At 66.0% G+C, this 26,055-nt stretch carries 20 protein-coding genes; 5 read left to right on the top strand and 15 right to left on the bottom strand.

All coding sequences use genetic code 11. The features are described from left to right. Positions 1 to 12: 12 nt before the first annotated feature. Entirely contained in the window at positions 13 to 1,437 is a 1,425-nt protein-coding gene (gene sbcB, locus QFZ41_RS18270; RefSeq protein WP_429200033.1) for an exodeoxyribonuclease I, read from the top strand. A gap of 8 nt (positions 1,438 to 1,445) precedes the next feature. After that, a complete protein-coding gene (locus QFZ41_RS18265; protein ID WP_429200032.1) occupies positions 1,446 to 2,132 on the top strand; it encodes a DUF2461 domain-containing protein in 687 nt (228 codons plus the stop codon). Positions 2,133 to 2,397: 265 nt separating this feature from the next. On the opposite strand, the gene gloA2 is transcribed toward QFZ41_RS18265, so the two are convergent. The 3 genes from gloA2 to ligA are packed head-to-tail and all read right to left on the bottom strand — an operon-like array spanning position 2,398 to position 6,131. Then, on the bottom strand, positions 2,398 to 2,781 hold the full coding sequence (gene gloA2 / locus QFZ41_RS18260; RefSeq protein ID WP_429200031.1) for an SMU1112c/YaeR family gloxylase I-like metalloprotein: 384 nt from the start codon (positions 2,779 to 2,781) through the stop codon (positions 2,398 to 2,400). 6 nt (positions 2,782 to 2,787) lie between these two features. Next, positions 2,788 to 3,738: an EF-P lysine aminoacylase EpmA gene (gene epmA, locus QFZ41_RS18255; protein WP_429200030.1), complete on the bottom strand. Its 951-nt coding sequence runs from the start codon at positions 3,736 to 3,738 to the stop codon at positions 2,788 to 2,790. Then, positions 3,735 to 6,131 carry an NAD-dependent DNA ligase LigA gene (gene ligA / locus QFZ41_RS18250; RefSeq protein ID WP_429200029.1) on the bottom strand — a complete coding sequence of 799 codons (2,397 nt, stop codon included), beginning with the start codon at positions 6,129 to 6,131 and terminating at the stop codon, positions 3,735 to 3,737. Before ligA ends, epmA begins: the two co-directional genes overlap by 4 nt. 101 nt (positions 6,132 to 6,232) lie before the next feature. Between ligA and QFZ41_RS18245 the strand changes: the two genes are divergently transcribed. Together QFZ41_RS18245 and QFZ41_RS18240 are read left to right on the top strand one after the other, a co-directional pair. After that, complete coding sequence (locus QFZ41_RS18245; RefSeq protein WP_429200028.1) at positions 6,233 to 7,714, top strand: MFS transporter; 1,482 nt, start codon at positions 6,233 to 6,235, stop codon at positions 7,712 to 7,714. Positions 7,715 to 7,770: 56 nt separating this feature from the next. Further along, positions 7,771 to 8,958 carry a cation:proton antiporter gene (locus tag QFZ41_RS18240; protein WP_429200027.1) on the top strand — a complete coding sequence of 396 codons (1,188 nt, stop codon included), beginning with the start codon at positions 7,771 to 7,773 and terminating at the stop codon, positions 8,956 to 8,958. Here QFZ41_RS18240 and QFZ41_RS18235 read toward each other — a convergent pair. Then, positions 8,897 to 10,438 (bottom strand): cryptochrome/photolyase family protein, encoded by a 1,542-nt coding sequence (locus tag QFZ41_RS18235; RefSeq protein WP_429200026.1) that lies wholly within the window; start codon positions 10,436 to 10,438, stop codon positions 8,897 to 8,899. The two genes, QFZ41_RS18240 and QFZ41_RS18235, sit on opposite strands and share 62 nt — an antisense overlap. Positions 10,439 to 10,557: 119 nt before the next feature. On the opposite strand from QFZ41_RS18235, the gene QFZ41_RS18230 reads away from it, so the two are divergent. Next, on the top strand, positions 10,558 to 11,007 hold the full coding sequence (locus tag QFZ41_RS18230) for a glycine zipper 2TM domain-containing protein (RefSeq protein ID WP_429200025.1): 450 nt from the start codon (positions 10,558 to 10,560) through the stop codon (positions 11,005 to 11,007). 304 nt (positions 11,008 to 11,311) lie between these two features. On the opposite strand, the gene lpxK is transcribed toward QFZ41_RS18230, so the two are convergent. The 11 genes from lpxK to QFZ41_RS18175 all read right to left on the bottom strand — a co-directional run bounded on the left by lpxK (position 11,312) and on the right by QFZ41_RS18175 (position 26,052). After that, positions 11,312 to 12,295: a tetraacyldisaccharide 4'-kinase gene (gene lpxK, locus QFZ41_RS18225; RefSeq protein ID WP_429200024.1), complete on the bottom strand. Its 984-nt coding sequence runs from the start codon at positions 12,293 to 12,295 to the stop codon at positions 11,312 to 11,314. A gap of 4 nt (positions 12,296 to 12,299) precedes the next feature. Further along, entirely contained in the window at positions 12,300 to 14,075 is a 1,776-nt protein-coding gene (gene msbA / locus QFZ41_RS18220; RefSeq protein WP_429200023.1) for a lipid A export permease/ATP-binding protein MsbA, read from the bottom strand. Beyond that, positions 14,072 to 14,500, bottom strand: coding sequence for an ExbD/TolR family protein (locus tag QFZ41_RS18215; RefSeq protein WP_429200022.1), 429 nt, complete (start codon positions 14,498 to 14,500; stop codon positions 14,072 to 14,074). The genes msbA and QFZ41_RS18215 overlap by 4 nt, the downstream gene beginning before the upstream one ends. A gap of 3 nt (positions 14,501 to 14,503) precedes the next feature. Next, positions 14,504 to 15,166: a MotA/TolQ/ExbB proton channel family protein gene (locus QFZ41_RS18210; RefSeq protein WP_371022876.1), complete on the bottom strand. Its 663-nt coding sequence runs from the start codon at positions 15,164 to 15,166 to the stop codon at positions 14,504 to 14,506. 106 nt (positions 15,167 to 15,272) lie between these two features. Continuing rightward, positions 15,273 to 18,626 (bottom strand): GH92 family glycosyl hydrolase, encoded by a 3,354-nt coding sequence (locus QFZ41_RS18205; RefSeq protein WP_429200021.1) that lies wholly within the window; start codon positions 18,624 to 18,626, stop codon positions 15,273 to 15,275. 165 nt (positions 18,627 to 18,791) lie between these two features. Then, entirely contained in the window at positions 18,792 to 19,991 is a 1,200-nt protein-coding gene (locus QFZ41_RS18200; RefSeq protein WP_429200020.1) for a glycosyltransferase, read from the bottom strand. Between the two features lie 209 nt (positions 19,992 to 20,200). Further along, positions 20,201 to 20,929 (bottom strand): hypothetical protein, encoded by a 729-nt coding sequence (locus QFZ41_RS18195; RefSeq protein WP_429200019.1) that lies wholly within the window; start codon positions 20,927 to 20,929, stop codon positions 20,201 to 20,203. 616 nt (positions 20,930 to 21,545) lie between these two features. Continuing rightward, on the bottom strand, positions 21,546 to 22,274 hold the full coding sequence (locus QFZ41_RS18190; RefSeq protein ID WP_429200018.1) for a hypothetical protein: 729 nt from the start codon (positions 22,272 to 22,274) through the stop codon (positions 21,546 to 21,548). Further along, positions 22,271 to 22,786: a hypothetical protein gene (locus QFZ41_RS18185; RefSeq protein WP_429200017.1), complete on the bottom strand. Its 516-nt coding sequence runs from the start codon at positions 22,784 to 22,786 to the stop codon at positions 22,271 to 22,273. Before QFZ41_RS18185 ends, QFZ41_RS18190 begins: the two co-directional genes overlap by 4 nt. Before the next feature lie 115 nt (positions 22,787 to 22,901). Continuing rightward, positions 22,902 to 25,208, bottom strand: a complete 2,307-nt coding sequence (locus QFZ41_RS18180; RefSeq protein ID WP_429200016.1) for a DNA internalization-related competence protein ComEC/Rec2 — start codon at positions 25,206 to 25,208, stop codon at positions 22,902 to 22,904. A 184-nt stretch (positions 25,209 to 25,392) separates the two neighbouring features. Then, positions 25,393 to 26,052: a hypothetical protein gene (locus QFZ41_RS18175; RefSeq protein WP_429200015.1), complete on the bottom strand. Its 660-nt coding sequence runs from the start codon at positions 26,050 to 26,052 to the stop codon at positions 25,393 to 25,395. Between the last annotated feature and the right edge of the window lie 3 nt (positions 26,053 to 26,055).

Below are 26,055 nucleotides of genomic sequence, written 5' to 3'. Positions count from 1 at the left end.
GATCATCTCGGGATGGCCGAACCGACCTTCTTCTGGCACGACTACGAAACCTTTGGCACCGATCCGCGGCGGGACCGTCCCAGCCAGTTCGCCGGCATCCGCACCGATGCCAACCTGGAGGTGGTCGGCGAACCGCTGATGATCTACTGCAAGCCGCCGCGCGACATGCCTCCGCAACCGGCCGCCTGCCTCGTCACCGGCATCGCCCCCCAGTTGGCCGAGCGCGAGGGCCTGAAGGAAGCCATCTTCGCGGCTGCGATCCACGAGCAGCTCGCCCTGCCCGGCACCTGCACCGTCGGCTACAACTCGCTGCGGTTCGACGATGAATTCACCCGCCACCTCCTGTACCGGAACTTCTACGATCCCTATGGCCGTGAATGGGAAAACGGCAACTCGCGCTGGGACCTGATCGACCTGGTGCGCATGTGCCAGGCGCTGCGTCCGGAAGGCATCGTATGGCCTACCCGCGAGGACGGCACACCGAGTTTCAAGCTGGAGCACCTCGCCACGGCGAACGGGCTGAAGCAGGCCCGCGCGCACGACGCGCTCTCGGATGTCGAGGCGCTGATCGCCCTGGCCCGGCTCATCCGGCAAAAACAGCCGAAATTGTGGGACTGGTATTTCGCCCTGCGGCGCAAGCAGCGTGTTTTCGAATTACTGGACGTCGCCGCGATGACGCCCGTGGTCCACGTGTCGTCGCGCTACCCCGCCAGCCGGCAGTGCCTGACCGTGGTCGCGCCCCTGGCGGCGCATCCCTCGCGCGCCGGCGAGATCATCGTCTACGACCTCACCGCCGATCCCGCCGACCTGCTCGCGCTGGACGAGGGCGACATCGCCGATCGCGTGTTCACCTCGCGCGCGGATCTGCCGGAAGGCGTGGAACGAATCGCGCTACGTACCATCCGCGCGAACCACGCTCCGGCGCTGGCACCGCTGTCGGTGCTGAAAGGCATCGACCACGCTCGCCTGGGGCTCGACATGGATGCCGTGGAGCGCCATCTCGGCGCCTTGCGCCATGCGAGCGGACTCGCCGAGAAGCTGCGCCGCGTCTATGGCCATGCGGCCGCGCTGCCTCCGGCCGAAGATCCGGAGCTGGCGCTGTACGGTGGCTTCCTGCCGGACGCCGACCGCCGCCTGCTGGCCGAGGTGCGCGCCACGCCACCGGAGCAACTGGGCACGCATCGTTTCAATTTTCGCGATCCCCGTTACCCGGAACTGCTGTTCCGTTATCGCGCGCGGAACTGGCCGGAGACGCTCAGCCTCGAGGAACACGAGCGCTGGGAGGCTTTCCGCGCCGACCGCCTCACCCGCCACGGCCCTCTCACCACGCTCACCCTCGACGACTACGACGCCGAACTTGCCACCCTGCGCGCCCTGCCCGGCGCGCCCCTCGCCCTGCTCGACGAGCTGGAAGCCTGGGGCCAGGAACTCCGCTGAAGACCCCCATGCCAAAGACCTATTTCACGCCTGCCACGTTTCGCTTCTTCAAATCACTGGTCCGCAACAACAACCGCGAGTGGTTCCAGAATCACAAGGACGACTATGAACGTCACGTGCGCGAGCCCTTCCTCGCGTTGATCGGCGACCTCGCCGCGCCGCTGGCCAGGATCAGTCCACATTTCAGGGCCGATCCGCGCAAGGTGGGCGGTTCGTTGTACCGGCTGCATCGCGATACGCGTTTCGCCAACGACAAGCAGCCTTACAAAGGCTGGCAGGGAGCGCGGTTCTTTCATGAGCGCCGCCACGAGATTCAGGCGCCGGGGTTCTACCTGCACATCCAGCCGGGTGAGTGCTTCGTCGGTGGGGGCATGTGGCACCCGGAGCCGCCGGTGTTGAAGAAGCTGCGTGAGTTCCTAGCCGATAACCCGGGGGCATGGAAGCGTGCCACGCATGGCAAGGCGTTCCAGGAGCGCTTCGCGTTCTGGGGCGAGAGCCTGTCGCGGCCCCCGCGCGGATTCGATGCGAACCACGAACTGATCGAGGACCTGAAGCGGAAGAACTTCGCCGCGGGGCGCGATTTCGACGAGGCGATGGCGTGCTCGCCGGAGTTGCTGCCGTTCGTGGTGGACCACTTCAAGCGGCTGGCGCCGATGGTGGATTATCTGTGCGCGGCGCAGGACTTGGAGTTTTGAGGTGGGTTGGCGGTCGCTGCCGCGACCATCGCCGCTGAAGCGGCTCCCACATGGAGCATCCGCTGCCGCGGATCGCCGACAAGGTCGGCTCCCACCAGGTTGGCGCCAGTCTGGTGGGCCGCTCGGGCTGCTGTGGTGGGAGCCGACCCTGTCGGCGATGCTCTTGTGGGAGCCGCTTCAGCGGTGATGCTCTATGTGGGAGCCGCTTCAGCGGCGATCCCGCGGCAGCGGGCCCGGCCTCTCAGCGATTCAGCGGCCCCTCCCCTCAACGCTCGTAAAGTTCGATCGGCAGCTCGTCGGGATCGGCAAAGAACGTAAACCGTCGCCCCGTGTATTCATCGACACGAATCGGCTCGCACACCACGCCGCGCTCACTGAGCGTCGCCACCACCGTATCGATATCGCTCACCGAGAACGCAAGATGGCGCAACCCTTGCGCCTCCGGCCGCGAAGGCCGTTTCGCCGGCGAGGGGAACGAAAACAATTCCAACTGCACCCCCGGGCTCACCTCCAGGTCCAGCTTCCACGAATCGCGCGCTTCGCGATACGCCTCATGGACCACCTTCAACCCGAGCACCTCGGTATAGAAGGCCTTCGAGCGCGCGTAATCCGAACAGATCAGCGCCACGTGATGAATCGCTTCGAGCATCGCCGGTCAGGCCTCCGAGAAAGGAAACGCGAGCACGTCGGCGATCGCGTCGGTGCGCGCCAGCACCATCAGCAGCCGCTCGACGCCGAGGGCCACGCCGGCGCAATCGGGCATGCGCCCCAGCACCGCGAGCAGGTTCTCGTCGATCGGCACCTCGTCCAGCCCACGCGCGCGCCGCTTCGCGTTGTCGCGTTCGAAACGGGCACGCTGCTCCACGGGATCGTTGAGTTCGTGGTAGCCATTCGCCACCTCGTACGGTCCCACGTATGCCTCGAACCGCTTCGCCACGGGCGGATCGTCCTGGCGGATGCGCGCCAGCGCGCACTGGCTGGCTGGATAATCGGAAACCACCGTGATCCGGTCGCGCGGGAACGCCGGCTGGATCTTGTGCGTCATCAGCAGATCGAGCCAGTCGTCGCGCTCCAGACCCTCCGGATCGATGCCGGAACTGGCGAGAGGCACCTGCAAGCGCTCCACCGGGTCCGTGAGCGGGTCGATGCCGAGCGCGTCGCGGAACAGGCTGCGATACGTCGTTTCCACGATGTCGAAAGTGTGCCCCGCCTGCACCAGCACGCGTTCCAACAGATCGATCACCTCGCGGGCGAGCTTCGCTTCATCCCAGCCCACGCGGTACCACTCGAGCATGGTGAACTCGGGGTTGTGCCGGCCACCGGCCTCGCCGTCGCGGAACACCCTGCCCAACTCATAGCAATCGCCCAGCCCGGCGGCGAGCAGGCGCTTCAACGGAAACTCCGGCGACGTGCGCAACCAGCGTTCGGGCGCGCCGGCGTCGACGTGCCCGCTGAATCGCGTGCGAAAACTCTGGATGTTGGGGTCGGTATTGCCTGCCGCGGAGAGGATCGGCGTTTCCACCTCCAGCACGTCGCGTCCGGCGAAGAAGGCGCGGATGTGCGCGTATGTCTCCGCGCGCAGGCGCAGGTTGCCGAGGTCCTTCACGGCGCCACTCCATGTTCCTGCAACAAGGCGATGAGATCGGCCTCCGTGTACACCGGCACGCCGAGCTCGTTCGCCTTGTCGAGCTTCGAGCCCGCCGCCTCGCCGGCGAACACGCCCGTGGTCTTCTTCGACACCGAACCCGCCACCTTGGCGCCGAGCGACTCCAGGCGCTCGGTGGCATCGTCGCGCTTGAGCGTTTCCATCGTGCCGGTGATCACGTAGGTCATGCCTTCCAGCGGAAGCGTGGAGGCTGCCCGGGCAGGCAGCGCCTCGGCCAGCCTGCGCATGGCCTCGTCGGCACGGCGTAGCGCCGCCAGCCGGTCTTCGTCGGCGAGGCAGGCAGTGAGATTGGTAGCCGCGGCCTGCGGTACACCGGCGACGATCCACTGGTGCTCGCCGGCCTTCGCCAGGGCGTCGAAGCTGGCGTAATGCTTCGCGAGAAGAGCGGTGCTCTTCGGGCCCAGCTTCGGCACCTTCGCGGCGTCCAGGAGCACGTCCAGTCCCAGGCGATCGCGCAGCTTCGGCGATGGCGCGCCTTCGTCGGCGAAGGTGATGCCCGCCGCCAGCAATGCATCCACCACCCGCTGGTTGCCTTCCTGCTCGAAGAACGCGGCGATGGAGGTCGCCACTTCGTCGCCAATATCGGGCAGCACGCGCAGCACCGGCGCAGGCGTGTGCCGGACGTGCTCCAGCGATCCCAGCCAGTTGGCCAGCGTCTTCGCCGTGCTTTCGCCGATGTGCATGATGCCCAGCGCGAACAGGAAGCGCGGCAAGGTGGAGCGCTTGCTCGCCTCGATGGCTTGGACCAGGTTCTCGGCCCACTTAGTGGCGACCTTGCCCTGCTTCACCGTCTCCGGCGTGGAACCATCGCGTTCGTCGGCGAACGTCTTCATCCGCACGAAGCTCTCGACGGTGAGCCCGTAAAGGTCGGCCGGCGTGTGCACCATGTCGAACTCGACCAGTGCGTCGACGAAGCGATCGCCGAGGCCGTCGATGTCCATGGCCCGGCGCGAGGCGAAATGGATCAGTGCCTCTTTCCGCTGCGCGGCACAGATGAGCCCACCCGAGCAGCGGTAAGCGGCCGCACCTTCCTCGCGCAGCAATTCGGAACCGCAGACCGGGCACGTCTCCGGCATCTTCCATGGCACGGTCTTCGCGGGGCGGCGCTCTTCCACCACGCGGGCCACTTCGGGAATGACATCGCCCGCGCGGCGCACGATCACGGTGTCGCCGATGCGCACGTCGAGCCGCGCGACCTGGTCGGCGTTGTGCAGCGTGGCGTTGGTCACGGTGACGCCACCGACCTGCACCGGCGTGAGCCGGGCCACCGGCGTCGCCGCGCCGGTGCGGCCGATCTGGATCTCGATCGCCTCCACCGTGGTCATCTGCTCCTGCGCGGGGTACTTGTGCGCGATGGCCCAGCGCGGCGCGCGCGAGACGAAGCCCATCTCGCGCTGGCCTTCGTAATCGTCCAGTTTGTACACCACGCCGTCGATGTCGTACGGCAGGCTGTCGCGCTTCGCGCCGATCCTGTGGAAGTACGTGATGAGGCCGTCGAATCCCTTCGCGGTGGAGACCTCCGGCGACACGGGAAAGCCCCACTCGCGAAGCTTCTTCAGCGTGGCCGAATGCGTGTCCGGCAATTCCCCGCCCTCGACCCGGCCCACCGCGTAAGCGAAGAACGCCAGCGGCCGCTTGGCCGTGATGGCGGGATCGAGCTGGCGCAGCGAGCCCGCCGCGCCATTGCGAGGGTTCGCCAGCGGACGCTCGCCCGCGGCGCGGGCACGCTCGTTGAAGGCCTCGAACGCGGCGCGCGGCATGATCACCTCGCCGCGTACTTCGAGCACACGCGGCCACCCTTCGCCGCGCAGGCGCAGGGGAATGGCCTTCACCGTTCGGAGGTTGGCCGTGACGTCCTCGCCGACCGCGCCGTCGCCTCGCGTGGCGCCTTGCACGAACACGCCGTTCTCGTAGCGCAGGCTGATCGCCAGGCCGTCGAGCTTGGGCTCCACGGAGAACACGGGGTTCTTGCGGCCGAGGGTCTGCTCGATGCGCCGCTCGAAGTCCGCGACCTCGCGGTACTTCTCGCGATCGTTATCGCCTTCCTGCTCGAACGCGTTGCCCAGCGAAAGCATCGGCACCGCGTGGACGACCTCGGCGAAGCCACCTTTCGCACGGGCACCGACCCGGCGTGTAGGCGAATCGTCGCCGGCGAGGTCGGCATACTCCGCCTCCAGCGCTTCCAGCTCCCGCATGAGCCGGTCGTATTCGGCGTCGGCGATATCGGGATCGTCGAGCACGTGGTAACGGTAGTTCGCGTCCTCGATGAGGCGGCGCAGGGTCTGCGCGCGTTCGATGGCTTCGGCGGGGGCGGTGGCGGAGGCTTGTGGCATGTGCAGGATCCGTGATGGCGCGCGCGTCACCGACGCGACCCTGAACTGTCGGCCGATGCCGCGGCAAAAGCAAGAATGCCATCGGCTATAATCGATCGGCCATGCCCCCTCACGACGTCATCGCCACCCCAGAATCGACCGACGTCCACGCCCTCCCCACCGATCGACCGGCCCTCGCCCCGGCGGAGCCCTCCAGCAAGGCGCGTTATCGCGGCCTGATCTGGCTCGTTTCGGCTGCGTTTTTCATGCAGGCGCTGGACTCGACGATCGTCAACACGGCCGTTCCCGCCATCGCGGGGGCGCTCGCGGTGACGCCGCTGAGCATGCGCACGGCCCTGACCAGCTATGTGCTGACCCTGGCCATCTTCATCCCGATGAGCCCGTGGCTGTGCGACCGGTTCGGCACGCGCCGCGTGTTCGGCGGCGCGATCCTGGTGTTCGCCCTCGGCTCGCTGCTGTGCGGCGTGGCGCAGAGCCTGCCGCAGCTGGTGGCCTCGCGGATCATCCAGGGCCTGGGCGGCGCGGCGCTGATGCCGGTGGGCCGCTACGTGTTGGTGCGCAGCATCGATCGTCGCGAGTTCGTCAGCTCGATGACCACCGTGGCCACCTTCGGCCTGCTCGGCTCGGTCTTCGGCCCCTTGCTCGGCGGCGCCCTGGTGGAATTCACCAACTGGCGCCTGATCTTCCTCATCAACGTGCCCGTGGGCATTGTCGGCCTGGTGCTCAACCGCCGCGAGATGCCGGACTACCGGCTCGACCGCGCGCACCGTTTCGACACCGCGGGTTTCCTTCTCTTCGCCGGCGCCTCGGCGCTGTGCCTGATGGCGGCGGAAACCCTGGGCAGCGAGGGTGGCGGTCACGGTGCCGCCGTCGCCGGCTACGCGCTCGGCGGCGTCGCGCTGGCGTCGCTCTACGTGCGCCATAGCCGGCGCACCGAATTCCCGGTGAGTGATCTTTCGCTGTTGAAGGTGCGAAGCGTGTGGGTATCGCTGGCCGGCAACCTGTTCACGCGCCTGGGCGTGTCGGGCATGTACCTGCTGCTGGTGCTGTTCCTGCAGATCGGCTGTGGCTGGTCGCCGCTCGCCGCCGGCCTGATGATGGTGCCGCAGGCCATCGGCTCGATCAGCGTCAAGCCTTTCATCGACCGCCTGCTCACGTACTTCGGCTACCGCCGCCTGTTGCTGGGCAACACCATCGCCGTGTCGATCGTGCTGTGTTCGTTCGCCCTGCTCACGCCGCAGTCGCCGCCCTGGGTCATCGTCGCCTTCGTCTACGTTTACGGCGCGGTGATGTCGTTGCAGTACACCTCGATGAACACCCTGGCCTACGTCGATCTCGACGTGAAGTACGCCTCCATGGCCTCGTCCATGGCCTCGACCGCCCAATACCTGTCGATGAGCTTCGGCATCGCCCTGGCATCGTTGCTGATGGGTGGGTTCCTCGCCTCCCATAACGCCCAGGGTTACGTGTGGGCGTTCCGTTGGTCGGTCATCGTGCTCGGCTTGATCACCCTCGCCGCGAGCTGGATCTTCGGCCAGTTGCGCGACACGCGATCGGCGAAAGCTGCGGAAACGGCTTCATAGAGGTTACCCTCAAGGACACCGCGCCTTCCTTCGCGGCTTCGATCTGGACCGATCCCATGCATGACTCCGCCGGCATCCTGCTGACCCTGTTCATCATCTTCGTCGCCGCGCAGATAGGTGGCGAGATCGCGCAACGCCTGCGCCTGCCCTCCGTGGTGGGCGAAATCGCCGCCGGCTGCGCCGTCGGGCCCTCGGCCCTGGGCTGGGTGACCCTCCCCGACATCGCCACCGGCACCCCATTGGACGTGCTCGCCGAGATCGGCGTCATCCTGCTGCTGTTCTCGGTGGGCCTGGAAACGCGGCTCGACGACCTGAAGAAGGTCGGCACCAGCGCCTTCCTCGTCGGCGTGCTGGGGGTGATCATCCCCTTCGTGCTCGGCTCGCTCTGGGCACACGGCTCCGGCTTCGACTGGATCCGCTCCATGTTCGTCGCCGCCGCCTTCGTCGCCACGTCGGCAGGCATCACCGCGCGTGTGCTTCAGGAACTGGGCGTGCTGCAACGGCGCGAGGCACGGATCATCCTCGGCGCGGCGGTGATCGACGATATCCTCGCGATGCTCCTGCTCGGCGTGGTGTCGTCGCTGCAAGGCGGCGGCGCCGTGGATGTCGGCAGCCTGGTCGGCACCTTGCTCGGTGCGATCGGTTTCGTGGCGGTGATCGGCTGGGGCGGCGCGCGCGTGATGCGCCGCGGCTCGGGCTGGCTCGACAAGCCCAGCAATCCGATGTCGCCTCTGGCGATCGTGCTCGCGTTGTGCCTGGGGCTGGCTTTCCTCTCGATGAAGTTCCACCTCGCGGCCATCATCGGCGCCTTCCTCGCCGGCATGATCGCGTCGGAGACCAGCCAGCGGCACCAGCTGGAGGAACAGACCGCGCCGCTGCTCGCCTTCCTCACGCCCTTCTTCTTCGTCGTCACCGGCGCGAAAGTGAACCTCGCCGAGCTGGGCAACGCCAGCGCTCTGTGGATGCTCACCGTCGTCACCGTCATCGCCATCGTCTCCAAGCTGGCCGGCGGCTTCCTCGGTGCGATCACGCTGGGCAAGCGCGGCGCGACCATCGTGGGGTTCGGCATGGTTCCACGTGGCGAGGTGGGCGTGGTGATCGCCAGCCTCGGCCTCGCCGCCGGTGTCTTCGACGAACGGATCTACGCCGTGATCGTGGCGATGTCGCTGCTGACTGCCATGGTCACGCCACCGGTGCTGGCCCTGCTCCTGCGCGACCGCCACGCATCGACTGGTAAGCCGTGAGCGCACTCTCGCGCGACACCTTGAGGTCGACGATCGGGGGCGGATAGCCTGAACTTCTCAGGAAGGCTTCGTCTTCCCACGGCGCATGCACGAGCCGCCCCGGCGCCTTCGCCAGTTCAGGCACCCAGCGCCGGATGTAGGCGCCGTCGGGATCGAATTTCTCGGACTGGGTCACCGGATTGAAGATGCGGAAGTACGGCGCGGCGTCCGCGCCGCTGCCGGCCACCCACTGCCAGCCCATGGCGTTGTTGGCCAGGTCCGCGTCGACCAGTGTGTCCCAGAACCACTTCTCGCCCAGCACCCAGTGCTGGCGAAGGTTCTTCGTCAGCAGGCTCGCGACCAGCATGCGCACGCGATTGTGCATCCATCCCGTGGCCCATAGCTCGCGCATGCCGGCGTCGACGATGGGAATGCCCGTTCGGCCTTGCTTCCAGCGGCGTAGTGCATGCGCATCGGGCTTGGCCCAGCGGAAGGCGTCGAACGCCGGGTTGAAGTTTTCCTTCGGTGTTTTCGGGAAGTGGTAGAGCAGGTGATGGGCGAACTCACGCCAGCCGAGCTGTCGCAGATAGGGCTCGATGTCGGTCGTCTTGCCGTTTTTGGCGGTATGCGACCGCAGTCCGGCGGCCACCTGAGCCGGCGAGATCTCTCCCCAGTGCAGATGCGGCGACAGGCGCGACGTGCCATGCCGGGCCGGCAGGTCGCGGCCTTCGACGTAGTGGCCGACCGCGTCATCGGCGAAGAGCGCGAGCATCTCGTGCGCGCCGCTCTCGCCCGGCGTCCATTCGGCGAAGCCGCTGGCCCAGTCGCGTTCCGGCAGCAAGCCGAGATCCGCCACTTCCAGCGCCCCGCCCTGTTCTCGCAGGCCGCCCTGCTCTTGTGGGAGCCGCTTCAGCGGCGATGGGCGCTCGCGGAGACTTTGCCCGCTGCCGCGGGATCGCCGCTGAAGCGGCTCCCACAAGGGTGGCTCCCACAGGGGTGGCTCGGGCAAGACCTCCACCTCGTCGATCCGTGTGCGTATGTTCCGCCAGAACGGCGTGAATACCCGATACGGCTCGCCCTGCTTCGTGGCTACGTCCCATGGCTCGACCCAAAGCGCGGCATTGAAGGACTTCACCTCGATGCCATCGCCCTCCAGGGCCCGCCTCACCGCCTTGTCCCGACGTATCGCTCTGGGCTCGTACAGCCGGTTGAAGTACACGGCGGCGGCGCCGGTGGCTTCGATGGCGGCGCGAAGCGCGTCGATACTGGTCCCCCTGAGGATGTCGAGCCCCCCGCCCTTCCTGGCCAGCGAGGCATCCAGCGCTTCGAGGGAGTGGTGCAGCCACCAGCGGCTGGCCGCACCCGGCGCCCATTCGCCCTCCTCCTCCGGCGCATGCACGTATAAGGCAACGATGTGTTCGTGACGCCTCGCGGCTTCGGTCAGGGCGGGGTTATCGGCGAGGCGGAGGTCGCGGCGAAACCAGACGATGGCGGTACTCATCGGCGTAGTATCCATGCGACGCGTGAAATGAGAATTGCGCTCGATCTCCGTTCAGTCGACATGCTTAGACTGGTGTCGCTGACGGCCAACTCCCATCCGGTCGTCCCTAAGGAGCTTCCATGAACATCAAGACCGTCCTCGGCCTTCCCCTGGCCGCCCTGCTCGCCAGCGCCGTCGTCGCCCCCGTTTCGGCCGCCACGCTGACCCGCAGCGACGGCATCTACGTGCGTTGCGATCAGTGCGGCGTGGTCCAGAGCATCGAACACAACGTCACCGCCGGCCGCGAGCACGGCACCGCGGGCGCGGTGATCGGCGCCATCGCCGGCGGCGTGCTCGGCAATCAGGTCGGCAAGGGCAAGGGCAAGACCCTCGCCACCGTCGGCGGCGCGGTCGGTGGCGGCTTCGCCGGTAACGCGATCGGAAAGGGCGGCGGCAGCGATACCTACACCCTGCGCCTGAAGATGGGCACCGGCGGCTACACCAACGTGCAGGTCAAGGACGCCTCGGCGATCCGCGAGGGCGACATCGTCGTCGTCGACGAACAGGGCAATGTCTCGCGCGTGCAGTAAGCGCCGCCTTCGAGCCATCTGGTGCGATGAGAAGCCGGCCGCAAGGGCCGGCTTTTTTTTCATGTCAGCTAAGGGAGCCCTTGGCGGGTCGACCTTATGGAAGCCGACCTTGGCGGGAGTCGACCCTTGTGGGAGCCGACCTTGTCGGCGATCCCGCGGCAGCGGGCCAGCTTAAGGCGTGAGTCCCCTCACCCGGGTGGGAAGCGGGCTGGCCCGCGATTCGCCACGCCAGCACGAAGATAGAAGCATCGCGGGCCAGCCCGCTTCCCACCCGGGTGCGGCATTCGGCAGCTTGCCGCGATGCCTACGAAGCGCGGGAGTGGATGCGCTCCGCCACCGCGTCGTAGAACGACTCCGGCAGCACGGCGTGCACGGGCACGCGCCACCAGTTGTCGCGGGCGAAGCGGCGGCATTTCACGGCGTCCTTGTCGGTCATCAGCACGGGACACCCGTCGGCGAAGGTGAAGTCGTTGCGGGTGAAAGCATGATGGTCGGCGAAGGGATGGCCGTGCACGGCGATGCCTTGCGCGGCGAGACTGGCGAAGAAACGCGCGGGATTGCCGATACCGGCCACGGCGTGCGCCGGCCGCCCCGCGAAATCCGCGAGCGGCGCCGTGAGCGAGGATTCGCGCATGTTCACCGCGACGCCTCCCTCCAATCGCATCGCGATTTCACCACTCGTGGGTACGCCGCCGTTGATGACGACGAAATCCACCTCGGCGAGCCGGCTGGACGGTTCGCGCAGCGGCCCCGCCGGCAGCAGGTGTCCGTTGCCGAGGCGGCGTTCCCCGTCGATGACGCAGATCTCGACATCGCGGCCCAGCCGGTAGTGCTGTAAGCCATCGTCGGCGAGGATCAGATCGCAACCGGCATCGACCAGCAGGCGGGCCGCTTCAGGACGCTCCCGTCCGATCGCGACCGGGACGCCGCTCTGGCGGATGAGGCAGGGCTCGTCTCCCACCTTTGCCGGATCGTCGTCGCCGGTCAACAGATACGGCCCACGCTCACTACCGCCATAGCCACGGCTGACGATACCCGGCATGAAGCCGCGCTCCTCCATCGCCTTCGCCAGCGCGACGATCAGAGGTGTCTTGCCCGTCCCGCCGACGGTGATGTTGCCGACGACGATCACGGGCACCGACAGACGAACGACCGAGGAAGGATCGTTGCGAAAGCGCTCGGCGCGGCGATGCGTCACACGGCGATAGAGCGCTTCGAAAGGAAGCGTCCACCATGGCGGCGAACCTCCGCCATACCAACGCCGTTGCAACGACGTAGCGAGGGGCACCGGGTCAGCCCGCCGTGACCTGCTCGTGGAACTGCATGCGATGCAAGGCCGCGTACTGTCCGCCCTTGTCGATGAGTTCGCGATGCGTGCCCAGTTCGATGATCCGGCCTTGCTCCATTACGGCGATCTGGTCGGCGTGCTCGATGGTCGACAGGCGGTGCGCGATCACCAGCGTGGTGCGGTCGCGCATCAAGCGGGTCAAGGCGTCCTGGATCAGGCGCTCGGACTCGGTATCGAGGGCGCTGGTGGCTTCGTCGAGCACGAGGATCGGCGCGTTCTTCAGGATCGCGCGCGCGATGGCGATGCGCTGGCGCTGGCCGCCCGAAAGCGAGTTGCCGCCCTGCCCGATCCGCGTGTTCAGGCCTTCCGGCAGGCGCTCGATGAACTCCATCGCGTTGGCGGCCTGCGCGGCCGCCGTGATCTCCGCTTCGGACGCACCCGCCATTTCGCCATAGGCGATGTTCGCGGCGACGGTATCGTCGAAAAGCACAACGTGCTGGCCCACCCAGGCGATCTGCTTGCGCAGCGAAGGAAGTTTGTACTGCCGGTAATCGCGTCCGTCGACCAGGATGCGGCCGCCGGTGGGCTCATAGAAACGCGGCAACAGGCTGACGAGGCTCGACTTGCCACTGCCCGAGCGGCCGACCAGCGCGGTGACGGTGCCCGGTGCGCAGGCGAGGTCGACGCCGCGCAGGGCCTCGTGCTTGTTGCGCTCGTAGACGAGCTTGACGTCTTCGAAGCGGATGTCGCCCTTCGTGCGGACCAGTTCTTCGGTGCCCGTGTCCACTTCGGCGGGCTCGTCGATGATCTCGAAGAGGTCTTCCGCGGCGGTGACGCCCTTCTGCAGGCTGGCCTGGATGCCGGCGAGGCGCTTGAGCGACGGCAGCATGGCGCCCATCGCGGTGAGCACCGAGGTGAAGACGCCGGGCGTCATGCTGTCGAGGACGTGCGGGCGCGTGCCCAGGAACACGAGCGTGGCGAGGGCGACGGCGCCGGTGGTCTGGATCGTGGCGCTGGACATCGCGCTGGTCGACGACACCTTGAGGTTCAACCGGCGCTGGCGCTCGGCGACGTCGCCGAACCGCGCCGTCTCGCGGACCTGCCCACCATAGATGCGTACTTCTCGATTGGCGGCGACGGCTTCTTCCACGGCGCTGGTCACCGTGCCCATGTTGCCCTGGATACGCTTGCTGATCTTGCGGTAGCGCCGGCTGATCACCGTGACGATGGCGACCACGCAAGGCACCAGGACCAGCAAGGCCATGGTGAGGTAAGGGCTGTGATACAGCATGACGCAGAGCATGCCGACGACGGTGAGGCCTTCGGTCACGGCGACCTTGAGCGAATCCGCCGACGCCGATGCCACTTGCTCACTGGTATACGTGATGCGAGAGATCTGCTGGCCCGACGGTTCGCGCGCGAAGAAGGCGGCCGGCAGCCGCAGGTACGCGGCGAACACGTCCACGCGGATCGCCTGCACCACGTTGCGGCCGACGTAGGCGATACCGTAGTCGGTGGCATAGGAGGCCACGCCACGAACGAGGAAGATGCCCACGATCCAGATCGGCATCCAGAAGATCGTGTACGGGTCCTTCTCGACGAACAGGTTGTCGATCAGCGGCTTGAGCATGCCGGTGAACACCGACAGGCAGACCGGATCGACGATCATGCCGACGATCGCGATGTATCCCGCCGTACGGAACCGCCGCGTGTAGCCGAGCAGGCGCTTGTACGTCTGCCAGGTGCGGACGTCCCAGACGGAAACCTTTTGCGTGCTCACTTGCCTGCCGCCGCCTCGGCGGGCGTGGTGGCGATCGAGAGCCGGGTGAAGCCGAGCTGGCCCAGCGCGTCCATCGCGCGCACCACGTTCTGGTGCGCCGTCATCGCGTCGGCGCGGATCACCACCAGGCGGCCGCGGTCGGGACCGGCCACGCGTTCGATGGTGGACTTCAGCGGGTCGATGCCCTCACCCATCACTTCGTCGCTGCCGACGGAGTAATGGCCGTCGCGGTCGACCACGAGGGTGAGCGCGTTGTCCGTGGCCTCGCGCGCCTCGCTGTCGGCCTTGGGCAGGTTGACCTTGAGGCGCGAGTGCTCGATGAAGGTCGTGCTGAGCACGAAGAACATCAGCAGGGTGAGCAGCACGTCGATCAGCGAGATCACGTTGATCTCGAAATCGTCTTCGCGACGGGAACCGATGCGCATGGATCAACCGGCCTGCGTGGCGGCGGCTTCCGGCGCGGCGGTCCGGCGACGCGGCGCGGCCGGACGCGGCGCCGAGAGGTCGTCGAGCAGGGCCGTCGCTTCCTTTTCCATTTGCACCACGTAGCCGCCCACTTTCGAACGGAAGTAGCGGTGCAGCACATAGGCGGGAATGGAAACCACCAGGCCGAAGGCCGTACAGATGAGGGCCTCGCCGATGCCGCCGGCCATCTTGGTCGGATCGCCGATGCCGCCGGCCATCACGTTGAGGAACATGCGGATCAGGCCGATCACCGTGCCCAGCAGGCCCAGCAACGGACCGATCAGGGCGATGGTGCCGAGCGTGTTCAGGTAGCGCTCCATGCGGTGGACCACATGGCGGCCGGTGTCCTCGATGCGCTCCTTGATCAGTTCACGCGGACGGTCGCGCACGGCCAGCGCGCCGGCGAACAACTCACCCAGTGGCGAGCCCTTTTCCAGCGCGGCGAGATGGGTGGCGTCGAGCTTGGATGAACGGGCCCATTCGCGGACCTCGGCACCCAGCCCCGGCGGCAGCACGGCCGCGCGGCGCAGGGCCCAGAAGCGTTCCAGCACGATCGCCAGCGCCGCCAGCGAACAGATGAGGATCGGCAGCAATGCCCAGCCGCCAGCCAGAAGGATCTCGAGCACGTGAACCCCGGGAGTACCAAAAAGTCAGGCGGGCATCATAGCAGGGCCCGCGATCCGGACTGAGGCGGCCTTGGCAGTCCGGATGCGAGCCCGTCCTATCCGGTCGTCACGGCGCCAACAATTCCAGCTCGGCGACGCCACCCGGGCCCGTGCCTTCGAAGTTCAGGCGATAGCGGCTGTACGCGGCCGGCTGGGCCACGGTGAAAGCGCGCGTCTGCCGATGCCACGGGAAACGCTCGTCGCGGCGTTCGTCCAGGGTGGCCCAGTGCTTGCCGTCGGCCGAACCCTGCAAGGTCCATCGGGTGGGCGCCTCGGCGGTGGCCGGCGACGTCACCGTGTAGACCGTGACGCCCACCGGCTTGTCCAGGCGATAGGCGACGGTGGCCTTGCCCGCGCGCAGCGCGAACTCCGTGGCCGAGTCGTTATCCGCCAGCGCGGCGAGCTTCGCGTCCTTCTTGCCGTCGAGGGTGACCGCGTCCGCACGCGTCACGTCGTGCAAGGGCGCCGGACGGGAGCCTTCCGCCGTCAACGAAGCGGGCAAGGCGTCGGCACCGGTGCCCCAGGTCGAAGGCTTGGGACCCATCTCGAACTCCAGCGTCGCGCCTTTCGCGAGCAAGGCGTGCGGCAGGCTGAGCGTGTTCCACGGCTGCCCGTTGACCTTGAGCGACTGCACGTAACGGTTGGTATCGCTCACGCCCGGTGCGCGGATGTCAATCTTCGCCCCGCCTTCCAGGGTGATGACCATGTGCGGGAAGTGCGGTGCGCCGATCACGTACTCGGGCGTGCCCATGCGCAAGGGGTAGAAGCCCGCCGCGCCGAACAGCCACCACGCCGACATCTCGCCGTTGTCCTCGTCACCGGGATAACCCTGGCCGATCTCGCTGCCCACGTAGAGCCGGGAGACCGCGTCGCGCAATTTGTCCTGCGTCTTCCACGGCTGGCCGGCCTCGTCGTACATCCAGATGATGTGGTGCGACGGCTGGTTCGAATGACCGTACTGGCCCATGCGCACGTCGCGCGCCTCGAGCATCTCGTGGATCACGTCGCCGTAGTCGCCCACGTCGAACTTGCCCGGGGTGGAGAAGAACTCGTCCAGCTTGGCGCCGAGTCCCGCGCGTCCGCCGTAGAGCGCTGCCAGGCCGGCGCCGTCCTGCGGCGCGTGGAACGCCATGTTCCAGGCATCGGTCTCGGTGTAGTCGCCGCCCCAACGGATGGGGCTGAAGTCCTTCGCATCCCAGCGCCACTTGCCGGCGGGATCGCGCGCGACGAAGAAACCGACGGCGGGGTTGAAGAGGTTCGCATAGCCGAGGGCGCGCGAGCGGTACCACACAGCATCGTCCGCGTAGGAGCGGTAGCTGTCGCCGGCGGGCGGCGCCTTCGCCAACGCGGCGGCCAGGTTGCCGATGGCGAAGTCGTTGATGTATCCGTCCATCGACCAGGACAGGCCTTCCGCGACCTTGTCGTCGGTGTAGCCGTTGAACAGGGAGCGCTCGATGCCCTTGCGCCCGGCGCCCTTCACGTCGCTGACGCTAGAGGCGTTGCGGATCGCCGACTGGTAGAACGACGCGACGTCGAAGTTGCGCACGCCCTTCAGCCACGCGTCCGCGAAGGCGACGTCGGAACTGGTGCCGACCATCAGATCCGCGTATCCGGGCGACGACCAGCGTGCGATCCACCCGCCATCGCGGTACTGCTGCACGAAGCCGTCGATCATCCGGCCCGCTTCCGTCGGCGTGAACAGCACGTACGCAGGCCACGCCGTGCGATAGGTATCCCAGAACCCGTTATTGACGTACGGCTGGCCATCGACGGTGCGCGCGCCGGTATGCGTGGGCGTGTTTTCGCCGGCGGGCGCGGAGAACGGGCTCGCGTAGCGCCACACGGGCTTTTCCTTGCTGCCGGTGTTCTCGTATGCCTGGTTGGGGTAGAGAAAGAGGCGGTAAAGGTTCGAATAGAGGATTGTGCGCTCGTCACGCGTCGCGCCTTCCACGGCGACCATGCCGAGGCGTTCGTCCCACGCCTTGCGGGCGCGCTCACGGACACGGTCGAAGTCGTCGGCGGCGGCGATTTCCTGGGCGAGGTTGGCCTTGGCCTGGTCGACGCCGATGAGCGAGGTGGCGATGCGCATCGTCACCGTCTTGCCACCCTTCTTTGCCGTGTCGAAGCCGAACCAGGCCGAGGCGGCATCGCGCTTCTCGCCGGTCAGGCGGCCGCTTTCGGTCACCGGCTTGTCGAACTCCGCGTAGAAGAACAGTCGGGTGGCGCCCGTGGACAGGCGACTCTTCACGTCGGACCAGCCCTGGATCGAGCGGTGCTCCGGATCGAGCGTCACTGACGCATCGTCGTTGAGGTTGTCGAAGATCAGCTGCGAGCGCTTTTCCGTGAACGTGAACCGGAACATGGCCGCATGATCGGTCGGCGTGATCTCCGTGACCACGCCATTGTCGAAGCGCACGCGGTAGTAATCGGGATGCGCCACTTCGGCATCGTGGCCGAAGGAAAGCGCGCGCGTCTCGCGCTTCAAGGGCGGCGCACCCGAGGCCACCTGGGCGGGCATCACCTGGAAGGTCTGCCGCTCACCCATCCACGGGCTGGGCTCGTGCGAAAGACCGAAGGCCTCGATACGCGGGCGGTTGTCGTCGCCGTTGCGCTCCTGATACTGGTAGATCCAGTTCGAGCCGGCGTTCGTGGTGGGCGTCCAGAAGTTGAAGCCGTGTGGCATCGCCACGGCGGGAAAGTTGTTGCCGCGCGAGAAATTGGCGTTGGCGTTCGAGCCACGGCGGGTATCGACGTAGTCGGTGGGATGGGAGCTGGCCATATCCTTGACCACGCCGACGCGGACGTCGTCTACATAGCCCTCGAAGGCCTTGCCCGCCGGTGCATCCGCCGTCAGTTCGATCGCACGCACGCGGCGCCCCTTGGCGACCGCGCCGAGATCGACGCTCACGTAATTCCATTGGTCCGGATAGAGCACACGTCCTTCGCCCTGCCCCTTCGCGGTGGCGGGCACGCGATGCTGGTCGCGCGCACCGGTCGCGGAAAGCCGCGAACCGTCGTCGAAGACGAGATCCACGCTCACGTAGTTGGCCGGGTTCACCAGGTCGTCCTTGTTGGAACGCGGGAACACCAGCCAGGAGAGCGTCGTGCTGTCGACTATTTGAACGTCCGTATCGAACAGCTTCGCGGTGACGGCCGATCCGGCCGACGTACCGGCGTAACGCAGCGAATGGGTGCCGGTGAAACCGACGTTCGCCTTGGCGGTGAGCACCGCCTCGGCGGGTGGTCCTCCCACGATCCGGATATCGAGGCTGCCCTGCGGGCTGGCGGCAAGCGCGGGATTTCCTTTCTCGAACGAACTGTCGAAACCCCGGGTTGCCGCAAGGGCTCCCACAGGCACGACCACAGACGCCGTCGCCAGGGCGAGCACCGCCCTCCCCCAACCGTGCTTGGATACCGTCACGCGTCGATCCCCTCGTTTGCGGAAGCGGCATTTAAATCGTTCTAAATTGAAAATGTCAAACGGCGGTGCAACACGGCGTGGCGAATCAGCCCATCAGGTCCAGCCAGCCGGAATCAGGTTCACGTAAGGATCGGACATGTCGCGCCATCGTTCAGGAAGGCCTCGTCACTTCGGGTCATCGTGTAGCCCTCGGGTCAGCCAGGTGCGATTGCCTCCTCTAACCGCATCGGCTATTCCCATGACCCCGGGCCACCACAACCAGAGGCGAAACGACCGGCCAACGGTGGATGACACTATCGCGTCTCTCCAGTCCTGCGCACACGGGTTCGCTGAGCGACCGACGTGCAGCATCGCAACGAGCAGGTAAAGCACCGTCTGTGCCGCGAACAGAACGATCGTTTCAGTGGGTATCCAACACAGCGCAAGCAGGTTGAATGGTGCGAATCCCAGCGTCGTATGCCTGATCACATGCCATGCGAGGAAGGGAAACATCAGGACAGCCACCATGGGAGAAGTCCGCAATAGCTCTCCATATGCCTCGATATGCCCACGCGACCAACGTCGCCGCTGACGGTTTAACTCCTCCACCGACTCGGGACAACGGGTGAGAGCCACTGCCTCGACGACATACCGGGACCCGTAACCGAACGCCAACGCTTTCCACGTCCACGCCATGTCCTCCACGGACCATCTACCCCACCCGCCGATGTGTTCGATGACCTTGCGGCGATGCGCAGAAAAAGCGCCAGCCATCGTGGGTACCCGGCCGATGTGGTTCTGGACCAGCTTCGTAGCGCTAAGCGGCCCGGTGTATTCTCGGTATTGCATCCTCGTTATGGCGGAAACATGCGGATTGCAAGGGACAAGATAGCCACACGCAACAGCGCAGCCAGGATCGGACCACAAATGCTCCACGAGTCTTTGCATGGCGCCGTTGAATGGAATCGTGTCGCTATCGACGATCACCACCACTTCCGTATCCTCAGGAAGACATGCGAGCGCTTCGTCCAACGCCTTGCCTTTGCGTCCCGTATTTCTATCGAGAACGATGGATTTCACCGCGTGTGCTCGCGTGCCACCTACCCACGAGGCAAGGCTTGATTGAATTTGATTGGTCGAGCCATCGTCGACAAGGAGGATATCCATCCTCCCCGTGTAACGTTGTGTGTCTATGGCCTCCAACGTTCCGAGGAGCCGGCCTATATCCTCGTTGTAATGGGGAATCATCACTGTAACGTTAGGCATACGGTCGGGCGCGGCGATGCCACGCGACTTGGCGGGCCTGATCAACAGGCCCACCACGAGGACGACCAGCCAGGCGATGCTCACGAACATCGGCAACAACAGAGCCATCACGGCGCTCATTGCAGGTCCAGTCGCGTTCCTGTTCGGGAACCAGGCACACCTTCCGTGGTAAACATGACCGCCTCCTTCCATTGGTCCGCCCCCGCAGGCTAGCACCCGAACCAGGCGTCATTGGACAGGTGGCCCTGAATTCCACACGTCTTCGCGGCTCCGTTTCGGCAGCCACGCCAGAAGTCGTTGGTTCCGGAGTACATAACGGCCTGAGCGAATCAGCTCACCAGGTCCAGCCAGCCGAACATCGAGGCTCCCTCGACGGCACGAACGACCTCCAGGCCTCCCGATGAAGTCGATTGATACTGGATGATGTCCTTCTCGATGTACTTTTCCATATAGATGCCCGTGCGGTCGAAGCGGTTGTGCTCGCCGAGTTCGGGGCGAAGGCGATGTGAATCGATGTCTCGCTGCAGCGACATGAAGCGGGTGGTCCTTCCCACTGAGCCAGCGAGGCCGGAATAGTCGCGATTCCAGCCATTGTCGCCGTATCCATCGTCGATACGGCGAAACACGCCCTGCTCGTCCCAGTTGCCGCGCTCCGTATCGAATGTCCTGACCACCTGCTCGTTGAAGGCCGCCGCCATACGTACAAGTTCACGATCGCCGTTCAATGACTCTTCCAGCCAAACGATGGATCGTTCGTCGAGCGTGCTGTCGACCACTTTCAGGCGACCTTCGTCATGGATGACCTCGTAATTGCCGTCGACGATATCCGGCCGGATCGTTCGCATCGTCTCGAACAGGCCATTCAACCGGTTCGCGAAGCGTTCGAGGTCGACGCCTAGCTGTTGGTAATTTCGCATGACGGGGTCCCGGCACGGTGCCGGGTCAGTACGTACGGCTGGGGGGCCGTCTGCCTTGCTGGCAGCCGAGGAACGTGATGAGCCGCCTCCAACGATCCGTTGTAACCCGGCTTGCTGCACGCCTGCGGGGGAGACGATCATGGCCGCGTCCCTCGATAAACTTCCCTGCACACATGGACGAAAGACGCTGTTTCGAATCTGCCTGCGGCAGCGACACGAATTTGTGCCGAAGGAACGTAGGTGATATCCCAGTACTCGGGGCGATTGGATGTGCGGTGTACCCGGACGGGTCCAGCGATTCCAGTTCTCCAGCAGGTGCCCAGGGGCAGACGTACACGTCCTTGTCCAAGCCCGTTGGATACGGTGGTGGCTCGCCCAACCATGGGCGAACCGTTCAGGCTGTTGCCGTCGTATGCCTCGACGGTGAATGGAACGCCTGGTAACGCAACCGCTCGGCCCGCACCGTCGAACAAGGCGACCGACACTTCGACCTCCCGCGCCGCGTTCGCACCGCCCGGGGCCAGATGAGTAATACGTTCATTGCTATGGAAGCCGGTAATTTGCGGCTTCAATTGACTCTCCGTTGCAGAGGCGTCGCCAATTGCACAGATCAAGGCTAAGGCAGTGACGATGGTGCGAAGGATATGAATCATAAGAGGGCTCGCTCATGAGTGGGTCCTAGAGCGTAGATGTCACTGGGGCGACGGCCTGCCGGTGGCGGCCATCGCTTCGTGTAAGTCGATATGGGAGACTCGAATCAGCCCATCAGGTCCAGCCAGCCGAACATCGAGGCCCCTTCAATGGAGCGAACGACTTCCAGACCACCCGATGAAGTCGACTGGTACTGGATGATGTCCTTCTCGATGTACTTTTCCATGTAAATGCCCGTGCGATCGAAGCGGTTGCGCTCCCCGAGTTCCGGACGAAGGCGATGTGAATCGATGTCTCGCTGCAACGACATGAAGCGGGTCGTGCGACCGACGGTCGCTTCCAGTCCCGAATAGTCGCGCGACCAGCCGTTATCTCCGTAGCCGTCGCCAATGCGACGGAAGATGCCTTCCTCGTCCATCCGTCCCCGTTCCGTGTCGAAGGTCTTGACCACTCGATCGTTGAAAGCAGCGGCCCGCTCGACCAGGACCTTGTCGCCATTGAACGATTCCTCGAGCCAGATGACGGAGCGGTCATCCAGTTTGGCATCCACCACCTTGAGCCGCCCCTGATCATGGATCAGATCGTAGCTACCCTCCGCGATATCCGGACGAAGGAGCTTCATTCTTTCCAGCACGTCATCGAGTCGCTCGGAGAAGCGCTCGAAGTCCTTGCCGAGATTGCCATAGTTCCACATGAGCGGTTCGGTACGTGGCGATGGTTCGACGCGCCAGGGAAGCGGGTATCGGCTTTCCTCGACAACCGGTGCGGGAGTCCGTGGCACGGATGCCAACTGGCCTGCGCCGATCGGGGACGAGCCTGCCGATGAAATGATCATGGCCGGGTTCCCCGGTAAGACTCCTTGCATACATGAACGAAATCGGCCGTAGCTATGCGTCCTGCGGCGGCGACTCTCACCTTCGCATGAGGCACGAAGGTAACATCCCAATACTCGGGACGGTTCGACGTACGGTGAACCAGCAGAGGCCCTTGTATTCCCCTGCCGCGACATGCCGAGAGAGGAAGTCGAATTCGGGCCTGGCCGAGACCATTGGACGTTATTTCGGTGCGCCCGATTCGTAACGCCGAATCGGGCGTGGCGCCGTCGTATGCTTCGATGACGAAAGGTATGCCGGGCAAGGACACCTGTTTTCCGGAACCGTCGTACAGGGCCACCGACACTTCCATCTCACGCGCGGCATTCGCGCCTCCGGGCACAAGATGGGTGATGCGCTCGTTGCTGATGAAGCCGGTGATTTGCGGCTGCATTTGAACCTCGGTTGCCGAGGCACTACCAACAGCACAGATCGCGACGAAAACGCCGACGCTAACGCGGTGGACATGATTCATACGAAGGCTCGCCCATGAGTGGGTCCTAGAGCCTAGTTGCCGCTGGGGAGACGATCTGCCAGTGGCGGCCATCGCTTCGTGCAAGCCCACATGGGGGACGTGTCAGATCATCCGCTCAGTCGTGCCAGTAGCGATTCACGGGTCGTCGCCACTCCCTTTCCACGTGGGGAGGCGCATTCGCGGGAAAATCGATGCGAACCGCACCGCTGCGGTTCGTCACGTAGACATCGATGCCCATGGCGGCATGCCGGTCGACGATCGACGGGTGGGGATGCCCGAACCGGTTGCGCCAGCCCGCCGAAGCGATGGCGAACGTGGGCCGCACCGCGCGCAACCAGACGGTGTCGGATGAGTGGCGGCTTCCGTGATGGGCCATGGTGGTCACCGTCGGTAATGGCGACGCCAGCGATGCCGCCGTCATGAGGCGTTCGGCCTTGTTACCCAGGTCGCCGGTGAGAAGGAGACGTCCCGATTCGCCTTCCACGGCGAGCACGCATGAGCGGTCGTTTCCGCTCGTCTTGCGGGTCTTCTGCGCCGGTACCTCGATGAAGCGAAACGTCACGCCGTCCCACGACCATGCCGTACCGGGCAGGCAACGCATCGCTTCGAAGCGGAGCCGCCCGGGCTCCCCCGATAGGCGCGCCGCCTGCGGATAGCGTTCCACCACGGATGCGGCACCACCCGCATGGTCGCTATCGCCATGGCTTATCACGAGAGAGTCGACGGGGCCGATGCCGAGCGCGGTGACGGAAGGCAGGACGATGCCCGCTCCGGCGTCCTGGCCGCTGGCATACGCCGGCCCCGCGTCATAAACGAGCGTATGCGACCGCGTTCTTACCAACACCGAGAGCCCTTGCCCCACATCCAGCACCCATGCGCGAAACGCGCCATGTGCCGGCAGGTCACGTGGCGGCAGGGCCAGGGGCAGGAACAGCAATGCGCCGTAGCTTCGTAATGGCAGGCCGCGCGGCGCGAAAAACCATGCCGCGCCACAGGTCGCCAGGATCATCGGCAACGCTCCGCTTTCGGCGACGCTTACGCGCGCACCCGGCCAATCGGCCATCGTGGCGAGCAGACGCCATAGCCACGAAAGCAGCCACGCCGCCGGCACAAGGAGCACCCCGGAAAGCCCGGACCATGCGAGCACGACGCAACCGCAAAGAACCAGCGGAACGACGAGGAAACTGACCAGGGGGGCGGCGATGAGATTCGCCGCGAAACCGACCAGCGACGCGCTTCCGAACCACCATAGCGACATCGGCAGCAAGGCGATGCTCATGGCCGCCTGCGCCTGCAACAAGGCGCCGAGCCAGCCACGCCATCCCGTCGCACGAGGCGTCACGCACAGCATGAGAAAACCCACCCCACCGAAAGACAGCCAGAAACCCGGTGCAAGCACAGCGAGGGGGTCGACGACCAGGACGGCGAGCAACGCGAGGGCGAGGAGCGAGGCTCCGCCTGCACGCCGTCGCCCGAGTCCAGCCAGTACGACGATGGCGATCATCAGCAGGGTCCTGACTGTCGGCAGGCCAAGTCCGGCAAGGACGCCATACGCACCCGCGACGAAGAGGCCCGCGAACGCTTGAGCCAACTGCCGCGGCAGTGTCAGCGCGAGCCACGGCAAACAGGAATACAGCAGGCGCGCCAACAATACGCCACCGCCTGCCGCGACACCGACGTGGAACCCTGAAATCGCGATGAGGTGCGATACACCCGTCGCTCGCGCGATGTCCCAATCCGCGGCGTCGAGGCCACGCGTATCGCTGATGGCCAAGGCCTTGAGGATGCGGGCATCGTGGACACCGACACGTGCATCGAGGGCCTCGCCGATGCGGTCTCGCCAGCCATCGAGGCAGGCCGGGGAGGAAAGCCTCGCGTTGTCCGGCCCCGCACGGACATAACCCGTGGCGGCGATGCGCCGCTGCAATGCGCCTCGCTCCGTGTCGCCGCCACTCGGGTTGAGCGTGCCTCGCGGCCGGCGCAGGCGTACCGTCAGGCGCCAGCGTTCGCACGTCTTCGGCGGCGCCGCCGCGCGGTACCACGTGAGGCGGACGCGGCCTCGAGGTGCGCCGGTCTGCCCGCCGCGCGCGTCCGGCGCGAAGACGAACGAGGTGTCGGCGCCGATGCGGCGCGGCAAGCCGACCACGTGACCGGTGATGACGACATCCTCACCGTCGCGAGATGCCGGCCAGCGCGCGTCCATGGCGATGGCGCCATGGATAGCGGCCCAGGCGGCGAACATCGCCACTACGGCGGGAAGACGAATCCAGGTCTTGCTCGCACGCATGGCGATGGCGAGCGCGAGCACACTCATGACAGCGGATAGTTTCCACGGCGGGAGCCAAGCCAGCCCTTGCACGGCGGTGCAGCCGATGGCGGCGGCCACGGCGATCGTGACGATGGAAACGGGGAAGCGGAGCACGGCCGGTCGCCTGCGCGGGGTCGGCCTTCAGGCTAGGGGGTTATGGGTTCGTGCGGGTCGGGAATGCGTGTGGGTGTGGGATGGCGTGTGGGGCGAGGTTTTATCGCCGACAGGGTCGGCCCCCACCGAGCCTGCCAGCGGACTCACCGTATCGCTCTCGCCGAGCCCGCGAGACGATTCGCACTCAGTCGGTGTCGCTGCGGAAGCGGCTGCGGTCGCGGCCGGTGCCTGCCTGGCGGACCGGCGGAGCACTACGCGGACCAGACGACGAAGGTGGACGATGGTCACCACGGTTCCCGCCGCCTTGCCAGCCGCCGGGGCGGTTGCCCATCTGGCCATCACCGCGTGACGGACGGTTACCGGTCTGACCGTCACCTCTCGGGGGACGGTTGCCGCCTTGCCAACCACCACCGCGCGGACCACGGTCACCGTCGTTGTCGCGAGGATGATCGTTGCCACGCCAGCCGCCCGGCGGCCGGTTGTTGCCTTGCCAACCGCCCGGCGGACGGTGATCACCACCGGGGCGTCCGTTCCAGTCACCGCGCGGCGGTGGGCGGCCATGCCAGTCGCGGTCGCGCCGGTAGTAGCGACGGTCGTAGTCGCGGTCGTACCAGACCGTGCCCACCGTGACACCGGAATAGCAGCAACCCGGGCCATAGCCCCCGCCGTAATAGCCGTAGCCCGGGTCGTAGACGCCCGGCGATACCACGGTCGTCGTCTCTTCGCCGTAATACGCGTCGGCGCCCGAACCATTGCGGACATAGCCGTAGTCGGGATCGTAGTAACAACCCGCAAGAGGCAGGCAGGCCGCCAGCGCGAGGAGGAACGAATGCGCACGACGCATGGA

It is taken from the genome of Luteibacter sp. W1I16 (assembly GCF_050434905.1).
Lineage (GTDB): Bacteria > Pseudomonadota > Gammaproteobacteria > Xanthomonadales > Rhodanobacteraceae > Luteibacter.
Note: the sequence above shows the minus strand (reverse complement) of the source record. Positions and strands in the feature narration are given on the sequence as shown.